The organism is Neglectibacter caecimuris (assembly GCF_034335015.1).
GTDB classification, from domain to species: Bacteria; Bacillota; Clostridia; order Oscillospirales; family Acutalibacteraceae; genus Acutalibacter; species Acutalibacter caecimuris_A.
In genome coordinates this window covers 1-26,113 of record NZ_JAWXXK010000001.1, presented here as the reverse complement: position 1 = coordinate 26,113, position 26,113 = coordinate 1, and the positions used below count along the sequence as shown (strand labels likewise).

Annotated in this window: 29 protein-coding genes and 1 other annotated feature; of the genes, 20 read left to right on the top strand and 9 right to left on the bottom strand. The window is 54.5% G+C overall.

Going from position 1 to position 26,113, the window contains the following annotated elements; all coding sequences use genetic code 11:
* Positions 1-67 precede the first annotated feature (67 nt).
* A complete protein-coding gene (locus U8T64_RS00145) occupies positions 68-577 on the top strand; it encodes a helix-turn-helix domain-containing protein (RefSeq protein WP_322179766.1) in 510 nt (169 codons plus the stop codon).
* A 122-nt stretch (positions 578-699) separates the two neighbouring features.
* Here the strand turns inward: U8T64_RS00145 and U8T64_RS00140 are convergent, their stop codons facing one another.
* Complete coding sequence (locus tag U8T64_RS00140; RefSeq protein ID WP_322179764.1) at positions 700-2,277, bottom strand: serpin family protein; 1,578 nt, start codon at positions 2,275-2,277, stop codon at positions 700-702.
* Positions 2,264-2,815 (bottom strand): RNA polymerase sigma factor, encoded by a 552-nt coding sequence (locus U8T64_RS00135; RefSeq protein ID WP_322179762.1) that lies wholly within the window; start codon positions 2,813-2,815, stop codon positions 2,264-2,266. Before U8T64_RS00135 ends, U8T64_RS00140 begins: the two co-directional genes overlap by 14 nt.
* Positions 2,816-3,553: 738 nt before the next feature.
* On the opposite strand from U8T64_RS00135, the gene thyX reads away from it, so the two are divergent.
* The 7 genes from thyX to U8T64_RS00100 all read left to right on the top strand — a co-directional run bounded on the left by thyX (position 3,554) and on the right by U8T64_RS00100 (position 9,353).
* The gene (gene thyX, locus U8T64_RS00130; RefSeq protein ID WP_322179760.1) at positions 3,554-4,312 is read left to right on the top strand and encodes an FAD-dependent thymidylate synthase; all 759 of its coding nucleotides are present in this window, start codon (positions 3,554-3,556) and stop codon (positions 4,310-4,312) included.
* Between the two features lie 84 nt (positions 4,313-4,396).
* A complete protein-coding gene (locus tag U8T64_RS00125; RefSeq protein ID WP_322179758.1) occupies positions 4,397-5,077 on the top strand; it encodes a dTMP kinase in 681 nt (226 codons plus the stop codon).
* Positions 5,074-5,625, top strand: a complete 552-nt coding sequence (locus U8T64_RS00120) for a DJ-1 family glyoxalase III (RefSeq protein WP_322179756.1) — start codon at positions 5,074-5,076, stop codon at positions 5,623-5,625. The genes U8T64_RS00125 and U8T64_RS00120 overlap by 4 nt, the downstream gene beginning before the upstream one ends.
* 60 nt (positions 5,626-5,685) lie before the next feature.
* Positions 5,686-6,258, top strand: coding sequence for a 5-formyltetrahydrofolate cyclo-ligase (locus U8T64_RS00115; protein WP_322179754.1), 573 nt, complete (start codon positions 5,686-5,688; stop codon positions 6,256-6,258).
* Between the two features lie 28 nt (positions 6,259-6,286).
* A complete protein-coding gene (gene mltG, locus U8T64_RS00110; protein ID WP_322179752.1) occupies positions 6,287-7,606 on the top strand; it encodes an endolytic transglycosylase MltG in 1,320 nt (439 codons plus the stop codon).
* Between the two features lie 26 nt (positions 7,607-7,632).
* Positions 7,633-8,859 (top strand): peptidase U32 family protein, encoded by a 1,227-nt coding sequence (locus tag U8T64_RS00105; RefSeq protein ID WP_322179750.1) that lies wholly within the window; start codon positions 7,633-7,635, stop codon positions 8,857-8,859.
* On the top strand, positions 8,853-9,353 hold the full coding sequence (locus U8T64_RS00100; RefSeq protein ID WP_322179748.1) for a GNAT family N-acetyltransferase: 501 nt from the start codon (positions 8,853-8,855) through the stop codon (positions 9,351-9,353). Before U8T64_RS00105 ends, U8T64_RS00100 begins: the two co-directional genes overlap by 7 nt.
* A gap of 405 nt (positions 9,354-9,758) precedes the next feature.
* On the opposite strand, the gene argS is transcribed toward U8T64_RS00100, so the two are convergent.
* The 6 genes from argS to U8T64_RS00070 all read right to left on the bottom strand — a co-directional run bounded on the left by argS (position 9,759) and on the right by U8T64_RS00070 (position 15,736).
* Complete coding sequence (argS, locus tag U8T64_RS00095; RefSeq protein ID WP_322179746.1) at positions 9,759-11,450, bottom strand: arginine--tRNA ligase; 1,692 nt, start codon at positions 11,448-11,450, stop codon at positions 9,759-9,761.
* A 34-nt stretch (positions 11,451-11,484) separates the two neighbouring features.
* Positions 11,485-11,820 carry a hypothetical protein gene (locus U8T64_RS00090; RefSeq protein ID WP_322179744.1) on the bottom strand — a complete coding sequence of 112 codons (336 nt, stop codon included), beginning with the start codon at positions 11,818-11,820 and terminating at the stop codon, positions 11,485-11,487.
* Positions 11,821-12,011: 191 nt separating this feature from the next.
* A complete protein-coding gene (locus tag U8T64_RS00085) occupies positions 12,012-12,461 on the bottom strand; it encodes a YwiB family protein (protein WP_322179743.1) in 450 nt (149 codons plus the stop codon).
* Positions 12,462-12,509: 48 nt separating this feature from the next.
* Complete coding sequence (murI, locus tag U8T64_RS00080) at positions 12,510-13,322, bottom strand: glutamate racemase (protein WP_322179741.1); 813 nt, start codon at positions 13,320-13,322, stop codon at positions 12,510-12,512.
* A gap of 58 nt (positions 13,323-13,380) precedes the next feature.
* Positions 13,381-14,475, bottom strand: a complete 1,095-nt coding sequence (locus tag U8T64_RS00075; protein ID WP_322179739.1) for a D-alanine--D-alanine ligase family protein — start codon at positions 14,473-14,475, stop codon at positions 13,381-13,383.
* A gap of 82 nt (positions 14,476-14,557) precedes the next feature.
* A complete protein-coding gene (locus U8T64_RS00070; RefSeq protein WP_322179737.1) occupies positions 14,558-15,736 on the bottom strand; it encodes an MFS transporter in 1,179 nt (392 codons plus the stop codon).
* A 101-nt stretch (positions 15,737-15,837) separates the two neighbouring features.
* On the opposite strand from U8T64_RS00070, the gene U8T64_RS00065 reads away from it, so the two are divergent.
* The 7 genes from U8T64_RS00065 to U8T64_RS00035 all read left to right on the top strand — a co-directional run bounded on the left by U8T64_RS00065 (position 15,838) and on the right by U8T64_RS00035 (position 20,938).
* Complete coding sequence (locus U8T64_RS00065; protein WP_322179733.1) at positions 15,838-16,617, top strand: DUF7674 family protein; 780 nt, start codon at positions 15,838-15,840, stop codon at positions 16,615-16,617.
* 238 nt (positions 16,618-16,855) lie between these two features.
* Positions 16,856-17,005, top strand: a complete 150-nt coding sequence (gene rpmG, locus U8T64_RS00060) for a 50S ribosomal protein L33 (protein ID WP_322179730.1) — start codon at positions 16,856-16,858, stop codon at positions 17,003-17,005.
* Between the two features lie 12 nt (positions 17,006-17,017).
* A complete protein-coding gene (gene secE, locus U8T64_RS00055; RefSeq protein WP_322179728.1) occupies positions 17,018-17,266 on the top strand; it encodes a preprotein translocase subunit SecE in 249 nt (82 codons plus the stop codon).
* Between the two features lie 43 nt (positions 17,267-17,309).
* Positions 17,310-17,831 (top strand): transcription termination/antitermination protein NusG, encoded by a 522-nt coding sequence (gene nusG / locus U8T64_RS00050; RefSeq protein ID WP_322179727.1) that lies wholly within the window; start codon positions 17,310-17,312, stop codon positions 17,829-17,831.
* 201 nt (positions 17,832-18,032) lie between these two features.
* Positions 18,033-18,458 carry a 50S ribosomal protein L11 gene (rplK, locus tag U8T64_RS00045; protein WP_322179725.1) on the top strand — a complete coding sequence of 142 codons (426 nt, stop codon included), beginning with the start codon at positions 18,033-18,035 and terminating at the stop codon, positions 18,456-18,458.
* A 56-nt stretch (positions 18,459-18,514) separates the two neighbouring features.
* On the top strand, positions 18,515-19,207 hold the full coding sequence (rplA, locus tag U8T64_RS00040; protein WP_322179723.1) for a 50S ribosomal protein L1: 693 nt from the start codon (positions 18,515-18,517) through the stop codon (positions 19,205-19,207).
* 1,059 nt (positions 19,208-20,266) lie between these two features.
* Positions 20,267-20,938 (top strand): hypothetical protein, encoded by a 672-nt coding sequence (locus U8T64_RS00035; protein ID WP_322179721.1) that lies wholly within the window; start codon positions 20,267-20,269, stop codon positions 20,936-20,938.
* 279 nt (positions 20,939-21,217) lie between these two features.
* On the opposite strand, the gene U8T64_RS00030 is transcribed toward U8T64_RS00035, so the two are convergent.
* The gene (locus U8T64_RS00030) at positions 21,218-21,577 is read right to left on the bottom strand and encodes a helix-turn-helix domain-containing protein (RefSeq protein ID WP_322179719.1); all 360 of its coding nucleotides are present in this window, start codon (positions 21,575-21,577) and stop codon (positions 21,218-21,220) included.
* A gap of 122 nt (positions 21,578-21,699) precedes the next feature.
* Here U8T64_RS00030 and U8T64_RS00025 point away from each other — a divergent pair, with 122 nt between their 5' ends.
* From U8T64_RS00025 to U8T64_RS00005, 5 genes are all read left to right on the top strand, one after another.
* Complete coding sequence (locus U8T64_RS00025) at positions 21,700-22,959, top strand: S-layer homology domain-containing protein (protein ID WP_322179717.1); 1,260 nt, start codon at positions 21,700-21,702, stop codon at positions 22,957-22,959.
* A 37-nt stretch (positions 22,960-22,996) separates the two neighbouring features.
* Positions 22,997-23,168: a sequence feature (ribosomal protein L10 leader region), on the top strand.
* Between the two features lie 27 nt (positions 23,169-23,195).
* Positions 23,196-23,726, top strand: coding sequence for a 50S ribosomal protein L10 (gene rplJ / locus U8T64_RS00020; RefSeq protein WP_322179715.1), 531 nt, complete (start codon positions 23,196-23,198; stop codon positions 23,724-23,726).
* Between the two features lie 78 nt (positions 23,727-23,804).
* On the top strand, positions 23,805-24,188 hold the full coding sequence (gene rplL / locus U8T64_RS00015) for a 50S ribosomal protein L7/L12 (protein WP_322179713.1): 384 nt from the start codon (positions 23,805-23,807) through the stop codon (positions 24,186-24,188).
* Positions 24,189-24,406: 218 nt separating this feature from the next.
* Complete coding sequence (locus U8T64_RS00010; protein WP_322179711.1) at positions 24,407-25,558, top strand: glycoside hydrolase family 27 protein; 1,152 nt, start codon at positions 24,407-24,409, stop codon at positions 25,556-25,558.
* Positions 25,555-25,758, top strand: coding sequence for a hypothetical protein (locus U8T64_RS00005; protein WP_322179709.1), 204 nt, complete (start codon positions 25,555-25,557; stop codon positions 25,756-25,758). The genes U8T64_RS00010 and U8T64_RS00005 overlap by 4 nt, the downstream gene beginning before the upstream one ends.
* Positions 25,759-26,113 lie beyond the last annotated feature (355 nt).

Below are 26,113 nucleotides of genomic sequence, written 5' to 3'. Positions count from 1 at the left end.
GCACGGTTGCCGCGGTGGATTTCCCACCCTCTCCATGCTAAAATAGCTGGGAAAGGAGCGATGAAGCGTGAAGCTTGGAGAAAAAATTGCCCTCTGCCGGAAAAAGGCGGGGCTTTCTCAGGAGGAGCTGGCGGCCCGGTTGAACCTTTCCCGGCAGGCGGTTTCCCGGTGGGAAACCGGAGCGGCGGCGCCGGATCTGGAAAAAGTGGCGGAGCTGAGCAAACTCTTTGGGGTAACTACCGATTACCTGCTTTTAGAGGATAGAGAAGAGCCGGAACCCTCTTCCCTTCCGGGGGAGGAAAGGCGGAGCGAACCGGCTTTTGATCCGGTAGCGGAGCGCCGCCGGAAATTCCGGATCGGCTTCGGCGTTGCCGCCGTGATTTTGGGCCTGCTGACAGCGGTAGCCGCCCTGGCCCTGACGCAGCAGTACGCGGAGACCCTGACGGAATGGTGGACGGACCTCGGAAGGTTCGGCACCGCCCTTCAAAGCTGGCGAGGCGGCCTTTTGGCCTTCGGGATCGTGCTGTTTCTAACAGGCGGCACAGTGCTGCTACGGGAATATTTCCGAAAGGACTAAGGTAATAACCCGCAATTCACGGCTACTGTCTTAAGAAGAGAACAACACCCCGAAGATGGCTCTAAAACCATCTTCGGGGTGTTTTGTGTGAGTATTCAGAAAGTGTTTCCCGATGTGCTTTTTCAGCTTGCGGCGGCATGGCCGCCATTGCCGGAGGCGGTGGGGTCGCCGCAGGCGCCCAGGAATAGCAGGGAGCTGTTCCTGGTTTCCTGCTGGTTTTCCCAGGTCATGCCCTCGGAGGCATCGCTGCTGAGAATGGCAAAGAGGAAAGGGCGGTCGAGCTTCATCTCAATGATCTTGTCGGGCGGCGCGGCGGCTCCTGCTTCGAAGCCCAGTTCCGTATAGGCGGCGGCCTCCACACCGTCCTCGTTAACGCCGATGTGGGCACCCTGTCTGGCCTCGGAAAGATACAGCTCTACCTTGCCCATGTTGGAGAAATCGGCGATCACGGGATCAAAGGCTTTTTCCAGGCCCAGATCGATCAGCATGTTTTTCAGATCGTACTCGCAGTCAAAGCTGAATTTCGGAACGCTCCAGCGCAGTTGGCAGCTGGTGAATTCTTCAGAAGCCTTCGGATAAAACATATTTTCAAAGGCGGCGGGGTCTGAAAGCAGCTCTTCGGTGGAAACGCCTTCATCGGGCAGAATGAAAATCATTTCATCGCCGTTCCTCAGGGAAAGGGAGGCTCTTGTAAAGCCGGTTCCCTCGTAAGCTCTTCCAAAGCCTTTCCCCATGTGCATAAATTCCGCGGTAACGGTAGAGCCGTCCGCCTTGTGGAACTCCTCGTTTGTATTGTATTCCTGGGAAAATTGATCTGACCACTGGGCATTGTAGTAAACGGTGTTGATGATGGAAAGCATTTGCTCCTCACTGAAGGTGAATTTCGGATTTAAGAGGCCGCCTGTGTTTTCCGAGACCCATTTGGTCATTTCCTCGCCTAGGGAGGGATCGGTGAAATCCACCTGGAACAGGGCGGAATAGAAATTTTTCTCCGCGCCGGAAATGAAGTCCTCTCCAAAGGAGTAGCGGCCGTCCATCCAAAGGGAATTTGCCAGCCAGAACTTGCTTTCCTCGTTATCGTGATAGTGCTGGCGGTAGTATTTCCCGCACTGGTCTTCCACCCAGCCAACCTGTGCCCCCAGCACGCTTTCAAATTCCCGCTTTGTGGTGCCGCCCGCGCCGGAGCCGGTCAGGGCCAGGGCATAATAGAGGCTCAAAGGGGAGTAGCAGCTGTTTTCCGTAAATTCCTTACTCAGCAGAACTGTGGAGCTTCGGGCAAAATCGTTCAGAACTGTGGAAAACGCCGGGTCGATCAGCGCCGTTTCGGAAAGCTCCTTCAGCTCGCTTTCCTCCAGCCCCCAATACCGGTCCCCGTCAGAGGCGGTCATCGCTTTGGAATCCCCCTCCTTGGAATCCCCCGCCTTTTGCAGCTGGGCGTATTCCGCGGATTCCATCAGGTTGTAAAACGACAGGTCCTTCGGGGCGGCAGGCGTTCCCACCTGCAAGAGCCGGGGGATATTCCCTGTTCTGGGCTGAATGTGCTTTCCGTGGAACAGCCTGGGGGCAAAAACGCTGCCCAGCACTACCAGAAAAGCCAGGGGCACGCAGAGCAGCGCTTGCTTTTTCACGCGCCTTCTGGCGGCTAATTTCCGATCGCGCTTTTCATACACCTCGGCCTTGAATTCTTCAGAGGTCTTCATAAGAAAGCTCCTTTCCCAATTTCTCCCGCAGGGCCCTTTTGCCCCGATAGGAGAGGTTTTCTATTTGTTTTTTGCTTTTTTTCATCACACAGGCGGTTTCCTCCAGAGAAAGCTCCTCAAAATATTGAAGATACAGCGCTTCCCGGTATTCGGAGGCAAGAGAATCCAGGGCCCGAAGCAGGCTTCGGTGCTTTTCGTCCCGGCACAGCCTGTCCTCCAGGGCCAGATCCTCTTCCAAGGGCAGAAGGGAAGCTTCCCGAAAGGCGTCCTGCCGTTTCTGCTTTTTCAGAAGATTCAGGGCCCGGTTCCTGCCCAGGGTAAACAGATAGGTTTTCAGGGAGCTGCCCCTTCCTTCCCGGTAGGGGTGGAGCAGCAGATCCACAAAGGCGTCCTCCGCCGCGTCTTCCGCGTCCTCTATGCTGGGCAGATACCGCAGCAAAAAGAAGATCAGGTTTTCCCGGTACAGCTCAATGAGCCCGTCAAAGCCGCTTTCCTCCCCGCTTCGATACCGGCGGTAAAGCTCCTCGCCCTTTCCCATGGCTCTTCCCCCTTTTTCATTCCTTCACTCATTATACAACGCCGCCGGGAAAAACACTCACCTGTTTTGAAAAAAATTTGCAGGCCCGCCGGGCTTTCGCTTTCTGGGAAGGAATGAAGGAAATGCTTCAGGAGGTGCTTTCCCCGGCGGGCCTTTTCGCAGCTGCACCTATTATACAAGCGGGAGGGGAAAAACACTCACGGGAATTACGAAGGAATGAGCAGTTAGCAATGAGCAATGAAGGACAAAGCTTGATAAATGATAGAATAGCACTTACTCTTGGCTCCCCTGAAAGGGGAGCTGTCACAGCTGCGCCGTGACTGAGGGGTTCTGGCTAGGAAGCTGAAAAGTTTAGTATTTATGCGAATTTCCAGCGAGCTGGAACCTCTCCACCACCTAACGGTGGTCCCCCTCCCCTTTTTTCAGGGGAGGCAAGGGTTGCTGCTATTCGTAAGCCCTGCAAGTTCCAATTTAGCAAATAGTCCCCTCCTGTCATTCTTCGTCAAGAAAGCTATAGCTTTCTTGACGAAGAATCTCGCCCTTCATTCCTAAAAAAAAGTAAATCTTCGCCTGCGGCTCAGAATGACAGAAGGAGGACTGCCCTTCACTGCTCATTGCTCATTTCTAATTCCTCATTTTTTGAAAAAAACAAAGGGTTGCCCCTGGGGGGCGATTTTGATATAATAGGAAAAGAATTTTGAAAAGTTCGCCTCTAGCTGTTTGGAAGGAGAAAAGAAAATGCTGGTAAAGCTGCTTGCTTATACGCCGGAGCCGGAAAAGGCTGTGGCCTGCGCCGCGAAGCTGTGCTATTCCGCGGCGGATATCGATACTCTGTACGAAGGGCTGACGGAGGAAAAGGTTTCTTCCTTTTTGGATCACCTTTCCGCCATCGGCCATGAAAGCCCCATCGAGCACGCCAGCTTCACCTTTGGCATCGAAGGGGTGTCCCGGTCGCTTTTGGCGCAGATCACCCGGCACAGGCTTGCCTCCTTCAGCGTCCAGAGCCAGCGGTATGTTCGGGAGAATGCCTTTTCCTTTGTCCTGCCGCCGGAGATCGAGGCGGTTCCCGAAGCAAAGGAAGAGTTTTTGAAGGCCATGGAGGAAGATCAGAGGCATTATGAAAGCCTGACCTCTATTCTGGCGGCAAAGCATAAGAGGGAGCTGCTGGCACAGGGCGAAGAGGAAAAGGCAGCCGTCCGTAAGGCGGAGAAGAAGGCCATCGAAGACGCCCGCTTCGTTCTGCCCAACGCCTGCTGTACCAAAATGGTCTGCACCATGAACGCCCGCTCCCTGATGAATTTCTTTGCCCTGCGGTGCTGTAACCGGGCCCAGTGGGAAATTCGGGAGCTGGCAACGCAGATGCTGCGGGAGGTCAAGGCCGTAGCGCCCCACCTGTTTCAAAACGCCGGGCCCGGCTGTGTGCGCGGCGCCTGCCCCGAGGGCAGCATGTCCTGCGGAAAAGCGGCGGAAACGCGGGAGAAATTTAAGGCGCTGTAAGGAAAATTCACCCCGAAACGGGAAAACTATAAGGAAAGGGAAGAATATCGCTTTTTTGAAAAGGCGGTATCCTGTGGCGGCAGTATGAGCTTGATCGTATTGGAGGGGCTGGACGGCAGCGGAAAGGGAACCCAGACACAGCTGCTCCTGGAGGCGCTGACCACCCGGTCTGAAAAAGCGGGCGGCTTGGGAGCGAGAAAAATCACCTTTCCGGATTACAACTCTCCTTCCTCCGCCTTGGTGAAAATGTATCTGAACGGGGAGTTCGGCAGCGACCCCCAGGACGTAAACGCCTATACCGCCAGCACCTTTTACGCGGTAGACCGGTTCGCAAGCTTTCAAAAGGACTGGAAGGCGGATTACCAGCGGGGGAAAACCATTCTGGCAGATCGCTATGTCACCTCTAACTATATCTATCAAATGGGAAAGCTGCCGGAAGGCCGGTGGGAGAACTACCTTTCCTGGGTAGAGGATCTGGAATATGAAAAGCTGGGGCTGCCGAAGCCCGATCAGGTGATCTTTCTCAATATGCCCATTGAGATCTCCCAAAGGCTTTTGTCCCAGCGGTATCACGGGGACGAGAAAAAAAAGGATATTCACGAAACCCACTTGGAATTCCTTCGCAGGTGCGCGCAGTGCGCCAGGTTTGCGGGGGAAAGGCTGGGGTGGTCGGTGATCTCCTGCGCGGAGGGAGACGAGCCCCTGCCGGTAACGGAGATCCATCAAAGAGTGCTGAGCTGTCTGAAAGGAGAAAAGCTTTTATGATCGCTATCTTGTTTGCGGAAGGCTTTGAGGAAGTGGAGGCGCTGGCCCCTGTGGATATCCTGCGCCGGGCCGGACTTTCGGTGGTAATGGCCGGCGTGGGAGGAAAAGAGATCACAGGCTCTCACGGGGTCACAGTGAAAATGGACCGCGAGGTTCAGGAGCTTGACCCGGAAGAGCTGGAAGCGTTGGTATTGCCGGGCGGTTTGCCGGGCACCCTGAATTTAGAGGGTTCCCAGGCGGTGCAGGCGCTTTTGGAGCGCTGTGCGGCCCAGGAGAAAACCATTGGCGCCATCTGCGCTGCGCCCTCTGTTTTAGCCCACAAGGGTCTGCTGAAAAACCGGGAGGCCACCGCGTTTCCCAATTTCCAGAAAGACCTGGAAGACGGCGGGGCGAGCCTTGGTGAGCGCTATGTCTGTGAGGACGGCAATTTCATCACTGCCCGGGGCATGGGAGTGGCCACCGAGTTCGGCCTGAAGCTGGCGGAAAGGCTTGCTTCTCCGGAGAAGGCGGCGGAGATCCGGGCTTCGATCCAAATGGAGAGAAACTGAAAACGCTTTTGCACCGCAAAGGGGGAGGGCCTTCTGCAAAATCGGGAATTTTGTGAGCCGATGCGGGAAAAGGAACGGCTGCGCCGGGAGCTTCTTGCAAGGCGGGCCGCTCTGCCGGAGCGGGAAGCAAAAAACCGCGCCATTTTTGAGGCGGTTTCCGCACTGCCCAGTTACCGCCGTGCGGGCCGGATCCTGTTTTATATCAGCTCTTCGCAGGAAGCGGATACCCGCAGGCTTCTGAAGGCGGCATTGCGGGAGGGAAAAGAAGTATTTGCCCCGGTCTCCCTGCCGGGAGGGGAAATGGTGTTTTACCGCCTACTGTGGGAAGAGGGCCTGCGCCCCGGGCGCTTCGGCATTTTAGAACCTCCGGCTCTGCCGGAACGGGCGCTTCGGCTTCGGGAAGGGGAAAGCTGTTCCGATACGCTGTGCCTGGTGCCCGGCCTGGCCTTTGACAGGCTTGGATATCGCCTGGGATATGGGAAAGGCTATTATGACCGCTTTTTGGCGAAAGCTCCCGTGCTTTCATTGGGCCTATGCTATCAGGAGCTGGTACTGCCCGCTTTACCTGTTGGAGGCTATGACAGGAGGGTAACGTATTTGGCGACAGAGCGGGGAGAGCTTTTGGAGGGATAAAAAACCACCCTTGTTTTGAGAAAGGAAGATGGTGATCGCAGTGAACGAAAATCCTAATCTGAACCGGAGAGATCCGGGAAAGCCCGGCGCTGCCGGAGGCTTCAAGGTAAATATCGATGAAAGAGATCTGGCAACGGGAACCTTTGACCCCGCCCAGTATCCGGAGAGCCGCCCTTCCTACGGAGAGCCCGCCCCCAGCAAAACTGCCTATTACGCTTCCGAAAAAGAGCGCAAGGCGGAGCAGAAGGCCCACAAGAAGCGGGATAAGCTGAAGGCGCGGAAAAATAAGCGGGTCTTTTCTCTGGTGTGGCTGTGCATGGTGCTGCTGCTTTCTTTTACGCTGGCCTCCTACCTGATCGGCGGCTCCAACGATTTTTTCGCGGTGGGGCGTAGCGAGGGCTCCACAGAAATAGAGCTTCCCGCCAAGCTGGACGCCGATTCCCTGGCGCAGCTCCTGTACCAGCGGGGCGCTATCAGCAAGCCGGAGTTCTTTTCTCTGTACTGCAAGGTCACCGTGGACGATGATGAGTGGGAATGGTTTCAGCCCGGTGTGTATCGGATCGGCACAAACCTGGATTATGAGGACCTCATCAATACCTTGCAGGGCGGTAACGAAACAAAGGAAGAGGTGCGCGTCACCTTCCCCGAGGGCGTGAATATGCTGGAGATCGCGCAAATTTTGGCGGAGAACGATGTTTGCACCCAGGAGGATTTTCTCGCGGCCGTAAATTCTGTGGATTTCAGCAGGTATGACATGATCGGAAGCCTAGGAGATACCTCTGGAAAATATTACAAGCTGGAGGGCTATCTTTTTCCCGACACGTATGATTTCTATAAGGGCGAGGAGCTGGAATCCGTCATTGGAAAAATGCTCAATAACTTCCAGTCTAAGCTGTCCGATACCACCATGAGCCTGGTAGAGCAGTCCGGCATGACGCTGGATCAGATCATTACTCTGGCTTCCATTATTCAGGGCGAGGCCGCCAACGCCAGCGATATGTACAATGTTTCCGCCGTGCTCCACAACCGTTTGAACTTCGGCGCGGATTACGGCATTTACCGGCTGCAGTGCGATTCCACCAGCACCTACCCCTATAAAAACCCCCAGGCAGTGCCGGAAACAGGGGCGCTGTCCTATGGAAATTACGACACCTACCAAATCGACGGCCTGCCTGCCGGAGCCATCTGTAACCCCGGTATGGAAGCCATCATGGCGGCGCTGAAGCCCAGTAAGGAAGGGGACGCCCCGGATTATCTGTATTTCTGCCACGCGGACGATGGCACGGCGTACTATGCCACCAATGAGGAAGATCACTGGTATAACCGGGAGCTGGCCGGTTTGAACTGAGAACCTGATAAAGAGGGTACATGGAAATGAGCCATACAAAATTGGAGCTGCTGGCCCCGGCGGGGGACATGGAACGGTTGGTTTCCGCCGTGCGGTACGGGGCAAACGCAGTCTATCTGGCGGGAAAAAGCTTCGGCATGCGGGCCGCTCCTCAGAATTTTGGGGAGCGGGAGCTGGAGCAGGCGGTAGCATTCTGCCACGAAAACGGTGTGAAGGTCTATGTGACCTGTAATACTCTGCCCCGAAATGGAGAGCTTTCGGAGTTGCCGAAATTTCTCAGCCTTTGCGGAGAACTGGGGGTAGACGCCTTTATCATTTCCGATTTGGGCGTGCTCAGTATGGCCAAGCAATACGCACCCCGGGTAGACCAGCACATTTCCACTCAAACGGGAATCGTCAATTACGAAGCCGCCAGAACCTGCTTTGAGCTGGGCGCCAGCCGGGTAGTACTGGCAAGGGAGGTCACTTTACAGGAAATTGCGGAAATTCGGGCAAAAACCCCGCCTGAATTGGAGCTGGAAGCCTTTGTGCACGGGGCTATGTGCGTCTCCTTTTCCGGCAGATGCCTGCTTTCCAATTACATGACAGGCCGCGACGCCAACCGGGGCCAGTGCGCCCAGCCCTGCCGCTGGGAATATTTCCTTACGGAAAAGGAACGGCCCGACCGGCACTTCACCATTGTACAGGAGGAAAAGGGCGCTTACATTTTCAACTCCAACGATCTGCGCATGATCGAGCATATCCCGGAGCTTGCGGCGGCAGGGGTTACCAGCCTGAAAATAGAGGGCCGGGCAAAATCTGCCTATTATGTGGCGAGCGTGACCTCCGCCTACCGGCAGGCGATAGACTTTTTTGAAGAGCGCCCCGGTCAGCCTCTGCCTCCCGAAATTTTGGAGGAAACGGAAAAAATCAGTCACCGGGAGTATTCCCATGGCTTCTATTTCGGCGGAGAGCCGGGGCAAACGCCGGATCGCAGCCAATATACCAGAAAGTATGAGCTGGCGGCGGTCTGTGAGGGCCGCCGGGGAGAATACATAAAGCTTCGGGAGCGGAACCGCTTTTTCCGGGGGGAGATCGTGGACATTTTGCAGCCCGGGAAGCCTTCCTTTACAGTGGAACTCACCGAGCTTTTCAATGAGGATTGGGATCCTATCGAAGCCGCGCCCCATGCGGAAATGACCGTTTACTGGAAAACCGGTGCGGAAATCGCGGAGGGCGCTTTCCTGCGGATCAGAAGGGAGCAGCCATGCTGAAAACAGAGCGTTTGACCATCAAGCCCTTTGCGCCGGAGGATCAGGCGGACGCCATCGAGCTTTTGACTAATGCGGAGATCGGCAAAACCTACATGCTCCCGGAATTCCGGGAAAAGGAAGAGGCAATTCCGCTGTTTCAACGGCTGTGTGAGCTTTCCCGTTCGGAGGAGCACTATCAGAGGGGGATCTATCTGGAAGGAAAGCTCATCGGTTTTCTGAACGATGTGGAAATTTCAGCCGAAACCATTGAAATGGGCTATATGCTCCACCCGGACTACTGGGGCCGGGGATATGCAACAGAGGCCTTTTCCGCCGTGATTCGGGAGCTGTTTCGCCGGGGCTTTTCTCAGGTGACGGCAGGAGCCTTTGCGGAAAATGCCGCCAGCCGCAGAGTCATGGAAAAATGCGGCATGCGCCGGCTGGAAAAGGAAGAAGACCTGGAATACCGCGGAAAAACCTTCCACTGTGTCTATTACGGGATCCAAAAGGAATAGAGAAACAAAAAGCGCTGTGAAGACAATCTTCACAGCGCTTTTGCGGGTTTATAGATGATGGATGGGAGGTACAATGGCAAGAAAGAGTAAAACAATAAAAGGTGAGGCGGTAAATGATAGCTTAGCGGCGAGGCGCCGCGGCCATTCGTGTCCCCGCTCGGCGCGGGAGAATACTTTCTGACCCGACCGCAACTGAGCGATTGTAGTTTAGCAAAATAGTAGTTAACTGTTAGTTGTTAGAGAAGGGTGAGCTTCCCTTATTGTCATTCTGAGGAGCATAGCGACGAAGAATCCCGCCCTTCATCTCTGAGAAAAGGATAAAGGGCGAAATTCTTAATTTCGCTTTAACTAACAAAAGAGCACTTTAATTTCTCATTCCTCATTGCTCATTTCTAATCCGCCCTGTCACATCGCCTCCGGCGCGGTGACCTTAAAGAGTGCCAAGGCGTTTTCGATGACGGTGCGGGCCGCCACGCACAGGTACAGGCGGGCGGCGGTAAGGCTTTCGTTTTCGCCCTTTACGCGGCAGTTGTTGTAGAATTTGTGAAACAGGGTGGAAAGGTTTGTCACATAGCGGGTAATGCGGGCGGGCTCCCGGTTTTTCGCGGCTCCGGCGATCTCTCCGGTGAAGCCGGAAAGGAAGCGGATCAGCTCAATTTCCTCCGGGGAGGAGAGCAGCAGCAGCTCTTCCGCAGAGCACTCTCTGGGCTCTACGCCGTCCGCCTTCAGGTTTTTCAGAATACTGCAAATTCTGGCATGGGCGTACTGTACGTAGTAGACGGGGTTCTGGGCGTCCTGCTGTACCGCCAGATCCAGGTCGAAGTCGATCCGGGTGTTGGGTTCGTAGGAGTTAAACAGGAAGCGGGCCGCGTCTACCGGCACCTCCTCCAGCAGGGTAACCAGAGTGATAGCCTTGCCGCTGCGCTTGCTGGCCTTGACGATCTCGCCGTCCCGCACCAGCCGTACCATCTGCATCATAACCACCTGTAGGCGGTCGGCGTCCACTCCCAAAGCGGTGAGAGCCGCCTTCAGCCGGGGCACATAGCCGTGGTGGTCCGCCCCCAGCACATCGATGGCCAGGTCAAAGCTTCGGGTAACAAGCTTGTCGTAATGGTAGGCGATATCCGGCACCACATAGGTGGGTACGCCGTTGGAACGCACCAGCACAAAATCCTCCGAGCCGTATTCCTCGCCCTTAAACCATATGGCGCCGTCCTTTTCATAGGTCGCGCCCTTTTCCTGGAACAGCTTTACCACGCGCTCCACCGCGCCGTTTTCATGCAGGGTGGATTCCCGGAACCAGTTGTCGTATTCCACCCGGTAACGGAGAAGATCGTCGTGAAGGCCCTGAATGTTCAGGGGCAGGGCGTAGTCCACCAGCGCCTTTCTTCTTTCTTCCGACGACGAGTTTACATAACTATCTCCGTGCTTTTCCGAGAAGCCCTTGGCGTTTGCGATCACGTCCGGACCGAGATAACCATCTTCCGGGAACTCTACCGCATCTTCTCCCTGGTAGATCTGGAGGTACCGGGCCTCCAGGGACAGACCGTACCGGTTGACCTGGTTCCCAGCATCGTTTACATAAAATTCTCTTTCCACCTGATATCCGGCGGCCTCCAGCACAGCGGAAAGGGCGTCGCCCAGCACGCCACCCCGGGCGTTGCCGATGTGCATGGGGCCGGTGGGGTTGGCGGACACATATTCCACCAGAACCCGCTTGTTCTCTCCGGCATTGCTTGTCCCATAGGCGGAGCCCAGGCGGTGGATATCCTGCAAAACCTCACCGTAAAAGCGCTCGTCATAGGTGAAATTCAAAAAGCCCGGCCCGGCAATCTCACAGGACTTGAAATAGGTGCCGGAAAGCTCCAGATTCTCCGTGATCGCCTCGGCGATCTTCCGGGGCGCGGCGCGGAAGGTCTTTGCCCCCGCCATGGCGGCGTTGCAGGCCCAATCGCCGTGGGCACGGTCGGCAGGCACCTCCAATACAAATTCCGGCAGGGCCGCTTCCGGGAGGGTTCCCTGCTTCATGGCCTGCTTTAAAGCGTTTTCCACCGCTTCCCGCAGCTGCCGCTGCGCCTGTTCCACTAATTGAGACATACTGTGATCTACCCTTTCCTTTTCTGTTTGCTAGTCAATAAAAGAACTTTTCTTTGCGCAGGAGCTTGCAAAAATCGTATAAGCCTTCTCCTGTTATCTCAAAAGGCAGGCGAAACTGAATCCCGATCTCAGCTTCCCCGCTATTTTTCAGGTTGGTATGAAACTGCTCCATGGTCATTTCTTCTGTGTAATAGTCCACAAGATAGTCCTTCACACTGAAGGCTTCAAAGGGAATTCCGGAAAATTTTGAAAAAGAGTATTCCAGGGCCGTTTCCCGGTTCAGCTTTGTACTGACTGTGATTTCCGAAAGGCCGATCTCAATATCACAGAGGTTTGTTACGGTCAGTACGGGAATAGGATAAAATTCCATTTGCCAGGCTCCCGCCGCCCCTTTGGTGTAATGCCCGTTATGCTAGCCAGCCTCCAGCCGAAAAATTCGGTGAGAAAGTCCTTGGATAAGCTCTGTCAGCTTGTCCTGCAGGGCGGAATAGACCCGGTTCAGCTCCGGAATATCGGCTTGTATCATAAGCGCTCCACTTTTCCTTTCGCAAAAATTCCCGCCTACTGTGCCAGCCCGGAATAAGGCTCGACCTTGATTTGGATCTCGTTGCGGCTGGAAAGGTTGGAATCGATATCCAGCGTATATTTCACATTGAGCTTTCCGCCCCGCTTGCCTAAAGAAGAGCGAAGCTCGCTGGTGAACACCCCCACGGAAAGGGTGCCGTACCCGGTATCGTACAGGCAGAGATGCCTGCGCCCCTGCTCCAGGATCAGACGGGTGGCGGAGCCTGCCCGCATCATGGTGACCCTGCCGGGCTCTATTTTCAGCACAGAGGTATAGGAGACCTTGGGGTCATCCTCATCATATTCCTTATAGGCGATAAAGCGCGCGCCGCCTCGCTCGGTATAGGTACCCGTGGTGCGCAGCGTGATCTCGCCGGGCCCCGTATCGGCGCTTTCCTCATAGAACTGCCTGCCGGTAATGTCGATTTTATAATCTTCCTTTAGCATAAAATGTTTGTTCCTTTTCTGTTGCTTTGTGCCGCTTTGGCAGAAGCCTCAGCAGCCTTCCATGGTGATCCGTTCGGTGCGCCCTTCCACGCTGTGACCTAAAAACAGCTCGGCCACCGCCGTAAAGCTTTCCGGAGCGTCTGTCACATAGTAGCTTGCCCGGCGGGGGGAAGCGCCGTCGCAGAGCAGCTCCTTTTCCCGCAGCGCACAGGCCAGTGCCAGGGCTGCTTCCCGCCCGCTGTTTATCAGGGTGACGCCACGGCCCATCACAGAGCCGATGATAGCGCTGATAATAGGATAATGGGTACAGCCCAGGATCAGGGTGTCCACCCCCATTTCCCGAAGGGGAGAGAGATACCGTTCCGCCACCAGCCGGGTGACCTCGTCCTGGGGAGAGATAAAGGCGTTTTCCACCAGCGGCACAAACAGGGGACAGGCCTGGGGGTACACCTCCAGGCTGTAGTCCAGTGCCAGCAGAGCTTTTCGGTAGGAATCGCTGTGAATGGTGGCGCTGGTGCCGATCACGCCGATTTTTCCGTTTTTCGTGGCCGCCGCTGCCGCTTTGGCGGTGGGCGCCACCACATCAAAATAGGGAACGGGCAAGGCCGCCCCAATGTCCGCCGCGGTGGAGCTTACGGTGCCGCAGGCCGCTAGCACAGCCTTTACGTTTTTGCTCATGAGAAAATCCATATCCTGCCTGGCGTAGGAGCGCACGATCTCCCTGCTTCGGGAGCCATAGGGCACCCGCCCCGTGTCTCCGAAATAGATAATGCTTTCCGCCGGCAGGGCCTTTTCCAGCTCCTTTACGGCGGTGAGCCCGCCCAGGCCGGAATCAAATACGCCGATGGGCCGATGATCCATAAGAGATGAAGTCACTTCCTTTTTCAGACTGAAAACGAGATTTGTGAAAAAGCAGCCCTCAGCCCTGGGCGGCTTTCTTTTGCAGGGCCAGCGCTATCAGCCGGTCTAACAGCTCGCTGTAGCTCATGCCCGCTTCCATCCACAGCTTGGGGTACATGCTGATGGAGGTAAAGCCGGGGAGGGTGTTGATTTCGTTCAAAACAACTCTGTGATCGCCCTCGGTGACGAAGAAATCCACTCTGGCAAGGCCGGAGCAGCCAAGCCACCGGTAAGCGCGCACAGCGGTCTGCCGGATCTTTTCGGCAATTTCCGGCTCCAGCCGGGCGGGAATGAACAGCTGGCTGGTGCCGTTTACATACTTGTCGTCGTAATCATAGAAAACGGCGGAAGCGCCGATCTCGCCTACCGGGGAGGCGTCCGCTTCCCGGTTTCCCAGCACGGCGCATTCTACCTCCTGGCCCACAATGCCTTCCTCCACCACGATTTTGAAATCCTCGGCGGCGGCCTTGCGAATGGCGGCGTCCAGGTCCTCCCGGCGTTCCACCTTGCTGACCCCCACGGAGGAGCCGGCGTTGGCGGGCTTTACGAAAACGGGGAAGCTGAGCCGGGCCTCGATCTTGCTTTTGATGGTGTCCGGCGCGGCGTCAAAGCGATCCGCGTAAAACCACAGGTAGTGGGCCTGCTCGATATTGGCGGCGGAAAGCAGCGTGTGGGTGACCGCCTTATCCATGCACACGGCGGAGGAAAGGGTGTTGCAGCCCACATAGGGAATCCCCGAAAGCTGCAAAAGCCCCTGTACCGTGCCGTCCTCGCCGTTTTTGCCGTGAAGGGCAGGGAACACGCAGTCCAGCCGGAGCACTTCGGCGCCTTCCTTCTTCAGAAGCAGCAGGCCATGCACGGTGGGGTCAGGGGAAAGAAAGGCGGGGGCGGTGTACTCCGGCTTTTCCCAGCTGCCGTCGCGGAGGCCGGAAACAGGGCCTGTGTAAAGCAGCCATTTGCCTTTTTTGGTGATCCCTATCATAAAGATCTCGTACTTTTCCCGATCCAGATTTTCCAAAATGGAAGTGGCGGACATCAGGGAAACCTCATGTTCTGAGGAAGCGCCGCCGAAAAGCACGGCAAGCCGTTTTTTCTGTTCCGCGGAATTTATCACAGGATCGCACCTCGATTCAGATTTTTAGTTTAAGAAAGAGACTATAGGAGAAACAATATTATACTATATAGAGGAGGAATTATCAACCTTTTCCGGCCCGCCGCTGCAAAAAGCGGTCCAATCTCCGGCAGAACAGCGCCATCAGCCCAATGGCAAGGAGAAGAAACCAGGGAAAAACGGAAACGGAGGTATACTGGGCAAGCAGCCCCAAAAGAGGCGGCATTACGGTAGAACCAAAGTAGGCTACCGCCATTTGCAGGCCCATGACGGTTTGAGAGGCCTCCCTGCCAAAGCGGTTGGGGGTTTCCTGAAGCATGGCGGGATAGAGGGGCGCGCAGCCCAGGCCAAACAGCGCCATGCCGAAAACCGTAACGGGCAGGGGAAGGGGCAGAAGCAGAAGCAAAGCACCCAGCGCGCAAAGGCTTTGCCCCAACCGGATCATCAGCCGGCTGGAAAGCTTTTCGGAAAGGAGCCCCGCCAAAAATCTGCCTGCGGCGATCCCCCCGTAAAACAGAGAGGTGCATAAAGCCGCGTCTCCGGCGGGCACTCCCCGTTTTTCCACCAGGTAGCTGCTGGACCACAGTCCGGCGGAAAGCTCTAAGGAGCAATAACAAAAGAAGGCCGTCAACCCAAGTTTTACTCCCGGCAGCCGCAGCGCTTCCAAGTTGCCCAGGGGCTTTTCTCCGGCTTTCCGTTCCTTCAGCCGTTCCGGCTCTTTTTGCTTCCACAGCGGCAGAGACAGGCCCAAAAGCAGCACTAGAAAAAATTGGACGCAGGCCACTGTGCGGTAGCCCATACCCCAGCGGTTTCCGGAAGCGATCCAGAAGGACATGATCACGGGGCCGCTCATAGCCCCCAGCCCCCAAAAGCAGTGAAGAAAATTCATGTGTTTCGGCCTGTAGTGCAGCGCCACGAAATTATTGAGCCCCGCGTCTACCGCGCCGGCTCCCAGCCCTAAGGGAACAGCCATCACCAAGAGCCAGAAAAGGCTGTGAGAGCAGGAAAATCCAAACAGGGACAGGGCAGTGGAAAGCACGCTGAAAAAAGCGACAGGGCCGGTGCCGAATCGGCTTAACAGGCGGCTGCCCAGCAGGCTGGAGACCACGGTTCCCAGGGAGATCACCAGGGAAACTGCTCCGGCTGTGCCAAGGCCCGTACCCAGCTCTTCCCGCATGGCGGGCCAGGCGGCTCCCAGCAGAGTATCGGGCAGGCCCAGGCTGACATAGGCAAGGTAAATAATGAGAAGCAAAGCGATTGCCATGAAAATTCCTCCTTCAGGCACGGCAGGGAAAAAAAGATAGACTTTCCCACCAAATTATGCTATACTGTAGCCCATATCACATAGGTGGAGTTGATTTCATTTTGGATTTTAACGCGTTTTCACTGATACAGGACGGTCTTGCGGAAGAGCTCTCCAAGCAGGGCTTTCACGGGCCGGAGCCTTTGGAATACGAGGGCGGCCGGGCGGCCTCCTACGCCACGGAGGAGGTAGCCTACTGCCTGCGGTATGACCGGGGGCACCAGCGCTTTGAGCTTTGCTCCGCCACGATCTCCGCTTCCGGCGAGGTGGGGGATTGGCGAAGCCTTTCCCTGTGGCTTTTCGATGAGAAGGAAGGGGACAAGCGGGATGCGGAAAGCATTCTGAACGACTTTCTCGACGTGGTGCGGGGCCCGAAGCGCGTGGCCGTTGTGCAGCAAAAGCGCAAGCGCGGCAAAGACGAGGAGCGCAATGTGGATCCCCTGTTCTTCCTCAATCGTCTGGTCAATATTTTTCCGGAGTTGAAAGACGAACTGAACGAGGAAAAGATCGTGTACGGCCAGGTGCGGTTTGTCACCTTCGTCAAGCAGCTTGTGGTCCCCAAATGCGAGGGGCTGGCCATCAAATACCCCGGCAGCGAGCCCTACAAAAAGCTCTGCGCCCTGCTGGACGATATGTACAAGAACGGCGACCTGGATCTGCGTGCTGTCGTTACGGTTTCCCTCCTTAATACTATGAGCGACGAGGCCTTTGCGTCACTCCGGGAGGGCCTGGGCGAGGAGCTGCAGAAGGATCTGAAATATACCCGAAAGCTCAAGGGAAAAAAGATCAAGCCAGAAAAGCAGAAGAAGCAGAAAAAGGTGGAGTCCAGGCTGAAGACCTGACGCGGTAGTTGTTAGTCGTTAGATGGGCTCCTTTTCGGGGCCTTTCTCTTTGTTGGAAATTCCGCGAAAAAAGCGGTTGACAGGCTTTCAGGGGTATGATATACTGTTATTACCTCGGAAAAGAGGTTCTTTTTTTGTTGCCTTTTTCACGGCGTCATAGCTTTTCCCGAGGGAGGCAGGGGACGGGTTTTTGCCCGGGTTCCCACAAAATTTATCCGAATCACGGAGGTGCCGAAACATGCGAGTGAAGATCGTGCTGGCCTGCACTGAGTGCAAGCAGAGGAACTACCTCAGCAAGAAGGAAAAGAAAAACAATCCCGACAGGCTGGAAATGAACAAGTATTGCAGATTCTGCCGGAAGCACACCCTGCACAGGGAAACCAAGTAAGGAGCGGAGAACATGGCGGAAACCGAAAAGAAAAACGACAAGAAGCCCAACGCTGTTGTCAGGTTCTTTAAGCGCATCGTAAAGTTCTTCCGCGATTGCAAGGGCGAGCTGAAAAAGATCGTGTGGCCCACACCCCGGGCGGTGTTCAAAAGCACGGTGGTGGTATTGATTACCATGGTCGTGCTGGGTTTGTTTGTATTTCTGCTGGATACAGGCTTTATGAACCTTTTGGGCCTGGTGATGAATGTTGCCAAGGTTTAAGACCCCGGCGGCGTGTCCGTCCGGCTGGAAACGGAGGTAACTGATGGCAGACGAAGCAAGATGGTATGTGGTGCATACCTATTCCGGCTATGAGAACAAGGTGGCTTCCAATCTGGAAAAAACAGTGGAAAACCGCCAGCTTCAGGAGTTGATCCAGGAGATCCGCGTTCCCACCGAAACGGTAACGGAGATCACGGAGGCCGGAAAGCGGAAGGAAGTAGAACGCAAAATATTCCCCGGTTATGTCATTGTGAAGATGATCATGACCGATGAATCCTGGTACGCGGTGCGGAATATCCGCGGCTGCACAGGGTTTGTAGGTCCCTCCTCCAAGCCTGTCCCTCTCACGGAAGAGGAAGTGGCTAGGCTGGGCATTGAGAAGCGGTCCATCGAGGTGAGCTATCAGGTAGGCGATTCCGTGAATATCGTGGATGGCCCCCTGGAAGGTTTTATCGGTGTTGTGGAGGAAATGGACGTGGAGAAAAACCGCATTCGCGTGGTGGTATCCATGTTTGGGCGGGATACGCCCGTGGAGCTGGAGCTGGATCAGGCCGAACCGGTCTAGGAAAAGCGTTCCGGCTGTCTTTTCAAGTGTACGAAAAGCTCAGGTAAGAAACTCAGCGGTTTTCCGCTTTGAGGAGGAGCAAGCCCTTTTCGGGGCCTGTTCCCTTGTGGGAGGCGCAGACGAAATCTGATTCTCACGGCTGTGCCGCAGACCCGGCCGCAAATTGCGGGCGGTTTACCACGAATTTTGGAGGTGCAAAACATGGCACAAAAGGTTACGGGCTTTATCAAGCTTCAGATCCCTGCCGGAAAAGCGACCCCGGCACCGCCTGTAGGCCCTGCTCTGGGCCAGCATGGCGTAAACATCATGGCCTTTACGAAGGAATTCAACGAGCGTACCAAGAACGACGCCGGGCTGATCATTCCGGTAGTGATTACGGTATACGCGGATCGTTCCTTTACTTTCATCACCAAGACCCCGCCTGCCGCCGTTCTCATCAAGAAGGCCTGCGGCATCGAAACGGCCTCCGGTGAGCCCAACAAGAAGAAGGTGGCGAAGATCACCCGCGAGCAGGTGCAAAAGATCGCCGAGCAGAAGATGCCCGACCTCAACGCCGCTACCATTGAAACGGCTATGAGCATGATCGCAGGCACCGCCCGCAGCATGGGCATTGAAGTAGCAGACTGATTCCCGGGTGGGAGGAAACAAACTTCATCCGATATTTACCACTGGAGGAAAAAGATATGAAGCATGGAAAAAAATATGTGGACGGCGCGAAGTTAATCGACCGTTCCAAGCTGTATGATACCAACGAGGCGCTGGATCTTTGCGTCAAAACTGGTACCGCCAAGTTCGATGAAACGGTAGAGCTCCACGTGAAGCTGGGCGTTGACGGCCGTCACGCCGATCAGCAGGTGCGCGGCGCCATCGTGCTGCCCAACGGCACCGGCAAGAACGTGCGTGTTCTGGCGATCTGCAAGGGCGATAACATTGAGGCTGCCCAGGCCGCTGGCGCCGATTTTGTAGGCGCGGACGAAATGGTGCAGAAGATCCAGTCCGAGGGCTGGATGGACTTTGATGTGCTGATCACCACCCCCGATATGATGGGCCTGGTTGGCCGTCTCGGTAAGGTGCTGGGCCCCCGCGGCTTGATGCCGAACCCCAAGGCCGGCACCGTAACTCCCGATATCGCCAAGGCGGTTCAGGAAGCCAAGGCCGGTAAGATCGAGTACCGCCTGGATAAGACCAACATTATCCACTGCCCCATCGGCAAGGTTTCCTTTGGCGCTCAGAAGCTTCAGGAGAACTTCGATACCTTGATGGACGCCATTGTGAAGGCAAAGCCCTCCGCCGCCAAGGGCCAGTATGTGCGTTCCTGTGTGGTCAGCTCCACCATGGGCCCCGGCGTAAAGATCAACCCCGCCAAGTTCCTGTAAAAAAACAAAAAACTGCCCGCCGAAGCATTCGCTTCGGCGGGCGTTTTTGTTTTTTCAGTTGCTGGCCGTAAGACGTCAGTTGTTAGAAGAGGTGCAAAAATAATGGGGAATTAGCAATGAGCAATGATTAGTTTGATAAATTCGAATTTGGCGGTTATTTGCACACCGCCCTCTTGTCATTCTGAGCGAAGCGAAGAATCTCGTTCTTTGCCCTTTTGTCCTGAGGTTAAGGACGAGATTCTTCGTCACTATGTTCCTCAGAATGACAATAGTGATAGCGGAATCAGGACGCTAAACTATAATTTAGCAGGCGAGTGCACGGTGCGAAAGCCTTCCCTTACTTGTAAGGGAAGGGGGACCGCCGAACGGCGGTGGAAGGGATAGTCACACGCAGAAGGCGGAATAAAACCGCTAGTTTTGATCCCCTCAGCCAGCCTTCGGCTGGCAGTTTTCTCCGCTTCGCTCCGGTCAGTGCTGGCTGTGCCCCACTGGGGCACAGCCAGCACCCCTTACTCGCGCAAGGGGTGCCTAAGGGCACTAAACTATAATTTATCGGCGAACCACTTGCTTTCTTCCTGCCATTGCAGGACAAAAAGTGAAGCTTGTTTTGCTTTCTCGGCAAAGCAGACTTTGCTTTTTCGGAAAATCTTGTCTCTTGGTTTTTAGTCAGGAATTAGCAACGCAATTTCTTTGTGAAAAGTGCGGCCTCATTTTTCACCTTTTGGAAGGGTGCTTTCAAAAATCAAAAAATGATTACTTATACTATATTGATGAAAATGTTTTGTTCTGAGTGATCGCGAATACACCACTTTTCTTTTTTCTTATTCTGCGGTTTTTTGGTTCTCGTCATTTTTCTAAAATTTAAAAGCTGATGAGAACTTAAAAACAAATGGTGACAGTGATATTCATTGACAAAGCAAAAATGTGTGATATTATAAAAAAAGAGAAATCTATATGCTAACGAAGGGAAGATGAATCCAATGCAGACTGAGAGAGTGAACTAAATTATTGGCGTTTTGCTTAAAAACCTTTTACCTCAAAATTTTGGAGGTGGATTTTATGCAGGCTGTCAAAAATCGGGAACGTAGGGTTTTGCTGGCGCGGCTGCTTTCTTGTTTGTGGCTGCTGGCTTTGTCTGGCTGTGTAACGCCGCAGCAGGGGAAAGCCCCGGCTGTGGAAAGCCGGCTGGTAGAAAATTTCAGTAAGCCCAGGGAGGCGGTTCTGAAAGCTTTGACTGCTCAAGAGCTCCCCGATGGCAAGGGGTATCTGGCCCAGTTCTCCTGGTGTGGGAACCCGATGGATACAGAGCTGCATTTTGCCGGGGAAGCGCCCACGCTTTTTGAAGGGAAAGAGGAATACCCCGTCACGGATGACACAAAGCAGTTGGCCCTGGAAGCCATCCGCAGCTTTCAAAAGCAGTTCCCGGAATTTCGGGATAATTTTCTTCATACCCCAGAAGGGCAGCAGGGCGGAGATGAGCAGGAACTGAACGAAACGCTTCTTGATCGCTTCTGGGAAGCAGAGCCCCCAAAAGCAGAAGGAGAGGAAGCCGTAAGCCTCACCTACCGGTTTTCCTTTCCCGGCGGGGAAGTGGAGCAGGAGTTGCTGCCCGAAGGCGCGGCGCAGCTTATGGTCTGCGCGGAATGCATTTTTGAAAAGCGGGCCCAAGCACCGGAAAAGGTGCGCTTTCATTTCAGGTTATCTCGTTATATGAAGCTGAACGGAAAGTAAAAACACAGAAAAAAGAGCGCGGAGCCGGCAAGAGAGCTCCGCGCTCTTTTTGATAAGATAACACCGCACAAAGATTGCGCGCAAGAAGTTGCGCAAGAGTTAATCTCCGATTAACTCTTCAGATTTTTCGTCAGGGTGTACAGATTGAGTGCGGTCAATCAGACCATTTATGGTCTTGCGATTTGACAAGCGAAAGCTGCGCGTTATGACGGAAAATCTGCAAGCAAATTGTGTACAAAGGCCTCTGGCCGGTCTTTGTGCAGGGCTGCCTTAAGCTTTCTATTCCTTTGCCCCTGCATTTTTCAGCCGCAGGGCTTTTTTCAGGCTCCTTGCCTGGGAAAGCATCAGGTACACTTCATCGGGCGTGCAGTTCTCAAACACCTCCGCCACGTCCTGTAGCAGGAGAGGCGTTGATTGAGTGACGGAATCCATTAAAATATCGTTGGGGGTCGTGTTCAGGGCGTTGCAGAGCCGCACCAGGGTAGGCAGAGAGACCTTTGCGCTTCCGGTTTCGATCCCGCTGAAGTGCTGGGGAGAAATATTGGCCAGCTCCGCTACCTGCTCCTGGGTCAGCTTCTGCTTTTTTCGGATCGCCCGCAATCTTTGCCCCAACAGGTGGTAGTTCAGATCTATTTTCATAGAAACCTCCAAACAAAGGATATTCCCTATTGTAATTTAATCTATGCTGTGATATAATCGTCTATGTAAAGGAACTTCTAGAATATAGAAGTTTCAAAAATGATACTGATGGAGGAAAAGGTATGAAAAAGAAAATCTTATCCGCTCTGTTGGCAGTGTGCCTGCTAATAGGCTGTTTGCCCTTAGGGGCCGCGGCAGAGGCGGCAGGAGCGCCGGATCTGGAAAACAGCTTCGCGCAGAGAAAGTCTGACTTTTTAGAGCAGTGTGAATTGCGGGCAAATGATGCTCCTATGCTGAGCGCCGCAAGAACCAATAGAGCAGCGTTAGTCTTAATTTCTTATATACAGAAAAACGGTGACTTTGATCCTGAGGGGGATCAATATGTTGACATTCCCTATTTTGATGGCGAACACCACTCAATAACACGAATCTACTATCTGCCACATTATCAGGAGATCATGTTTATTGGCTTTCACTATCTTACTTCCGCCACCTCTACGGCAACTATGGGCTACAATTTGCAAACGCAAAATATCACAAATGGAATGGTGATTGCTTCTCTTACCACAGATGACGGAGTCGAAACAAAAGGAAAATGCACCAGCTTTGATATGTATTCTTATACAAGAAGTACACAGCTGTATTTTTCTATCATTGAAAACGGAGACAGAATAAGCTTATCAGTTTTTCAGGATTTGTGTAATGCGATTGTGCAACTTTCGGTAACTACTTGGGAATTGGCATTGATGGAAACAGGTACGGGAGTATCTCTATATGATATAGGTTTTGTTCGCTATTTCCCAGAGTTTTTTCCTACGCCTGACCCGGATCCGAATCCTGACCCCACGCCGGTCACTCCCAGCTTTGCCGATGTGAAGCCCAGCGACTATTTCTATGACGCCGTGAATTGGGCGGTGGAGCAGAAGATCACCGCAGGTACGGACGCCACCCATTTCAGCCCTGATCATTCCTGTACCAGAGCTCAGGCGGTCACCTTCCTCTGGCGTGCCGCCGGGGAGCCGGAGCCGGAGAATACGGCGGTGACCTTTACTGACGTAGCCCCCGGCGCATATTACGCGAAGGCTGTGAGCTGGGCGGTAGAGCAGGGGATCACCGCCGGTACCAGTGCCACAAAATTCAGTCCGGAGGCAGTTTGTACCAGGGCCCAGGTGGTAAGCTTCCTGTATCGGTCCGCAAATTCTCCGGAGGTATCCGGCGAAGGCTCTTTTTCCGATGTGGCTTCCGGCGCTTACTATGAGAACGCTGTGAGGTGGGCAGTGGCAAACGGGATCACCGCCGGTACCGGGCAAAACAGGTTCAGCCCCGACGCCCGCTGTGTTCGCGGCCAGGTAGTGAGCTTTTTGTATCGGTACTACGCGTGAGAAATTTTTCCTTGACAAAAGAGCCTTCTCATGCTATGATAAACAAGCTGTCCAACCAAAGACAGCAGGCGTTCGCTTTGCGAACTGAAATGGGAAACCGGCCTGCCGAGGAAAGATAAGCGTATGGAACAGGGGAGACTCCCCTTCATTTGCTTGAATTCCAGCGCCTTTCCCCGTCCTTTGGGGAAAGGCGCTTTTGATTTGGACGGATCTTTCTATAACGGAGGTGAAGATCATTGCCCAGCGAGAAGATTCTGGAACAGAAAAAGCAGCATGTCGCGGAGCTGGCGGAAGCCTTTAAGGCTGCCAACGTAGGTGTGCTCGTGAACTACCTCGGCATCAATGTGGAGGACGATACCAAGCTGAGAAAGCAGCTGCGTGAGGCTGGCTGCCAGTACAAGGTAGTCAAAAACACTCTGCTGCACCTGGCTTTTGAGCAAGCTGGTATCGAGGGCTTGGACGAGTCCCTGAAGGGTACTACCGCTATCGCTTACAGTGAAAACGGCTATACTGAGGCTCCCAAGATCCTTTCCGACTATGCCAAGGGTCACGAGAATTTCACGATCAAGTCCGGCTTTATCGATGGCAGCACAGTAGATGCCGCCGGTATCACCGAGCTTGCGAAGCTGCCTTCCAAGGAAGTGCTTATCGCTCAGGTTCTGGGCGGCTTCAATGCCCCGATCCAGGGCTTTGCCAATGTGCTCAACGGCACACTGCGCGGCCTGGTGATCGCCCTGAATGCCATTGCCGAAAAGCAGTCCGCTTAAGAAGGTGTCTCAGGCTTTGTGCCTGAATGTCTGAAAACAAAAACTAAAAAAGAAAAATCTATTTCGGAGGTATTATCCATGTCTGAGAAAGTAACCAATCTGATTGAAGAAGTAAAGGCCCTTACTGTTCTGGAGCTCTCTGAGCTGGTCAAGGCTCTGGAAGAGGAGTTTGGCGTATCTGCCGCTGCTCCCGCCGCCGTTGCCGTTGCCGCTCCCGCCGCTGGCGGAGCTGCTCCCGCCGCGGAAGAGAAGACCGAGTTCGACGTGGTTCTGAAGTCTGCCGGCGCCAACAAGATCAACGTGATCAAGGTCGTGAAGGAAGCTACCGGCCTGGGCCTGAAGGAAGCCAAGGAACTGGTCGACGGCGCTCCCAAGACCGTGAAGGAAGCTGTTTCCAAGGACGACGCCGAGGCTCTGAAGGCCAAGCTGACCGAGGCTGGCGCCGAGGTAGAGCTGAAGTAAGCTTTTCTGCCGGATCAAAAGGACGGGTATTCTGCCCGTCCTTTTTTGTATGCGGAAAAAGCTTTTCAGGGGCGGCTGCGGGCTGTTTCCCTTTTCTTCATTTTTTAAAAACTTTTCATTGTATCTGCAGGGGAAGTGTGCTATGATGGCGAAGTGCAGCGGCAGGAGAAACACTGTGCCGTAAAAAATTGCGAAAAACCAGAAGAGAGGATTTTATCATGCATGACAAATATCTTGGCCTTACCCCGCCCATGGGTTGGAATTCCTGGAACACCTTTACCTGGAACATCAACGAGGAGCTGATCAGGGAGACTGCCGATATCATGGTGAGCTCCGGCCTGAAGGACGCCGGGTACGAGTATGTGGTCATCGACGACTGCTGGAGCCTGAAGCAGCGGGACGAAAACGGCTGTCTGGTGGCGGATCCGGAAAAGTTTCCCCACGGCATGAAGGCTGTGGCGGATTACGTGCATTCCAAGGGCCTGAAATTCGGCATGTATTCCTGCGACGGTACCCATACCTGCGCGGGGTATCCCGGCAGCTTTGAGCACGAGTTTCAGGACGCCGCCACCTTTGCCTCCTGGGGAGTTGACTATCTAAAATACGATAACTGCTATAAGCCCCATCACATGGACGGCGAAACCCTGTACCGGCGCATGTCCCTGGCTCTGCGGAACTGCGGACGGGATATCATGTTCTCCGCCTGTAACTGGGGGCATGAGGACGTGCATAGCTGGATCCAGGGCTCCGGCGCGCACCTGTTCCGCTCTACCGGGGATATTCAGGACAACTGGGAATCCATCAAAACGCTGGCCCAGTCTCAGCTTGCCAAAATGCCCTTCTCCGGCCCCTTCTGCCACAATGATATCGATATGCTGGTGGTGGGAATGCACGGCGGCAGCAACAACGAGTATATCGGGAAAATCGGCGGCTGTACCGACGAGGAGTACCGCACCCATTTCTCCCTATGGGCCATGATGGATTCCCCCTTGATGATCGGCTGTGATATCCGTTCCATGAGCGAGGTCACAAAAGAGACCCTGACAAACCCTGAGGTCATTGCCATCAATCAGGATATCGAGTGCCGGGGGCCCTATGTGATCTCCCATGTTGATAACACGGTGTTTACGCTGGTAAAGCCCCTTTCCGAGGGGGAACTCGCCATCGGCCTGTTTAACCTGGGAGACCAGAAAACGGAGCTTCCTCTGCAGTTCTGGGATATGGGGATCCCCGCCGCGGCCGGGCTGGGCCTGGAAATGCGCAACTGCTGGACCCATGAGAACGAGGGCGTATTCACCGAGCGCTATGCCGGGCAGCTTGAGCCCCACGGCTGCCGGATCTTCCGTGCTAAGCTGGTGAAGGTACGTTGAGCAATTTTGAGACCTGCCGGCAGTGCGGCGCCCCTCTGGGCCTGGACGATATCGCCATTTACCGAAAGCTGGTATTCCGTGCCGCTGAGGATTTTCTCTGTATCGGCTGCCTGGCGGACTATTTCAAATGCCCCAGGGAAGAGATCGAAAAGCGGATCCGCTACTATCGGGAAAGCGGCGAATGCACCTTGTTTCGCTGATTTCTGGGTAAAAAGCGCGGCATAGAAAGTATAAGAACTTGTACACGTATCCTATCGGTACAAGCTTTGAAGCTGCAAACGGTTTTTCCGGGGGACTGCTGCAAATGTCAGCCTGTCGATAAACCCTCTAGCTAAAAGAAACGGAAGGGGGAAGAGTGTGAAAAAGCTGCTTTGCAGCTTCTAGGGACTATCAGGGGTGAGCGCGTCCCGGTGGGGGGAAGGTCTCCAGTGGAGACCTCAGCTGTCGCTTCAGACATTGCTGAACGTGCCCCACTGGGGCACAGCAACCGCTCTGACCCGTTCTCGTTTGTCAACTCGGTCGTTGCTGGACGTGTGCCACCGGCACACAGCAACC

Bases quoted from the DNA above. Each gene is read 5' to 3' on its own strand.
- U8T64_RS00025 (WP_322179717.1), top strand. From the start codon at position 21,700: ATGAAAAAGAAAATCTTATCCGCTCTGTTGGCAGTGTGCCTGCTAATA.
- rplL (WP_322179713.1), top strand. From the start codon at position 23,805: ATGTCTGAGAAAGTAACCAATCTGATTGAAGAAGTAAAGGCCCTTACT.
- thyX (WP_322179760.1), top strand. From the start codon at position 3,554: ATGCTGGTAAAGCTGCTTGCTTATACGCCGGAGCCGGAAAAGGCTGTG.
- U8T64_RS00105 (WP_322179750.1), top strand. From the start codon at position 7,633: ATGAGCCATACAAAATTGGAGCTGCTGGCCCCGGCGGGGGACATGGAA.
- rpmG (WP_322179730.1), top strand. From the start codon at position 16,856: ATGCGAGTGAAGATCGTGCTGGCCTGCACTGAGTGCAAGCAGAGGAAC.
- U8T64_RS00100 (WP_322179748.1), top strand. From the start codon at position 8,853: ATGCTGAAAACAGAGCGTTTGACCATCAAGCCCTTTGCGCCGGAGGAT.
- rplK (WP_322179725.1), top strand. From the start codon at position 18,033: ATGGCACAAAAGGTTACGGGCTTTATCAAGCTTCAGATCCCTGCCGGA.
- U8T64_RS00115 (WP_322179754.1), top strand. From the start codon at position 5,686: ATGCGGGAAAAGGAACGGCTGCGCCGGGAGCTTCTTGCAAGGCGGGCC.
- U8T64_RS00035 (WP_322179721.1), top strand. From the start codon at position 20,267: ATGCAGGCTGTCAAAAATCGGGAACGTAGGGTTTTGCTGGCGCGGCTG.
- mltG (WP_322179752.1), top strand. From the start codon at position 6,287: ATGGTGATCGCAGTGAACGAAAATCCTAATCTGAACCGGAGAGATCCG.
- U8T64_RS00140 (WP_322179764.1), bottom strand. From the start codon at position 2,277: ATGAAGACCTCTGAAGAATTCAAGGCCGAGGTGTATGAAAAGCGCGAT.
- argS (WP_322179746.1), bottom strand. From the start codon at position 11,450: ATGTCTCAATTAGTGGAACAGGCGCAGCGGCAGCTGCGGGAAGCGGTG.
- U8T64_RS00030 (WP_322179719.1), bottom strand. From the start codon at position 21,577: ATGAAAATAGATCTGAACTACCACCTGTTGGGGCAAAGATTGCGGGCG.
- rplA (WP_322179723.1), top strand. From the start codon at position 18,515: ATGAAGCATGGAAAAAAATATGTGGACGGCGCGAAGTTAATCGACCGT.
- U8T64_RS00120 (WP_322179756.1), top strand. From the start codon at position 5,074: ATGATCGCTATCTTGTTTGCGGAAGGCTTTGAGGAAGTGGAGGCGCTG.
- U8T64_RS00125 (WP_322179758.1), top strand. From the start codon at position 4,397: ATGAGCTTGATCGTATTGGAGGGGCTGGACGGCAGCGGAAAGGGAACC.
- murI (WP_322179741.1), bottom strand. From the start codon at position 13,322: ATGGATCATCGGCCCATCGGCGTATTTGATTCCGGCCTGGGCGGGCTC.
- U8T64_RS00070 (WP_322179737.1), bottom strand. From the start codon at position 15,736: ATGGCAATCGCTTTGCTTCTCATTATTTACCTTGCCTATGTCAGCCTG.
- U8T64_RS00135 (WP_322179762.1), bottom strand. From the start codon at position 2,815: ATGGGAAAGGGCGAGGAGCTTTACCGCCGGTATCGAAGCGGGGAGGAA.
- U8T64_RS00090 (WP_322179744.1), bottom strand. From the start codon at position 11,820: ATGGAATTTTATCCTATTCCCGTACTGACCGTAACAAACCTCTGTGAT.
- U8T64_RS00085 (WP_322179743.1), bottom strand. From the start codon at position 12,461: ATGCTAAAGGAAGATTATAAAATCGACATTACCGGCAGGCAGTTCTAT.
- nusG (WP_322179727.1), top strand. From the start codon at position 17,310: ATGGCAGACGAAGCAAGATGGTATGTGGTGCATACCTATTCCGGCTAT.
- secE (WP_322179728.1), top strand. From the start codon at position 17,018: ATGGCGGAAACCGAAAAGAAAAACGACAAGAAGCCCAACGCTGTTGTC.
- U8T64_RS00010 (WP_322179711.1), top strand. From the start codon at position 24,407: ATGCATGACAAATATCTTGGCCTTACCCCGCCCATGGGTTGGAATTCC.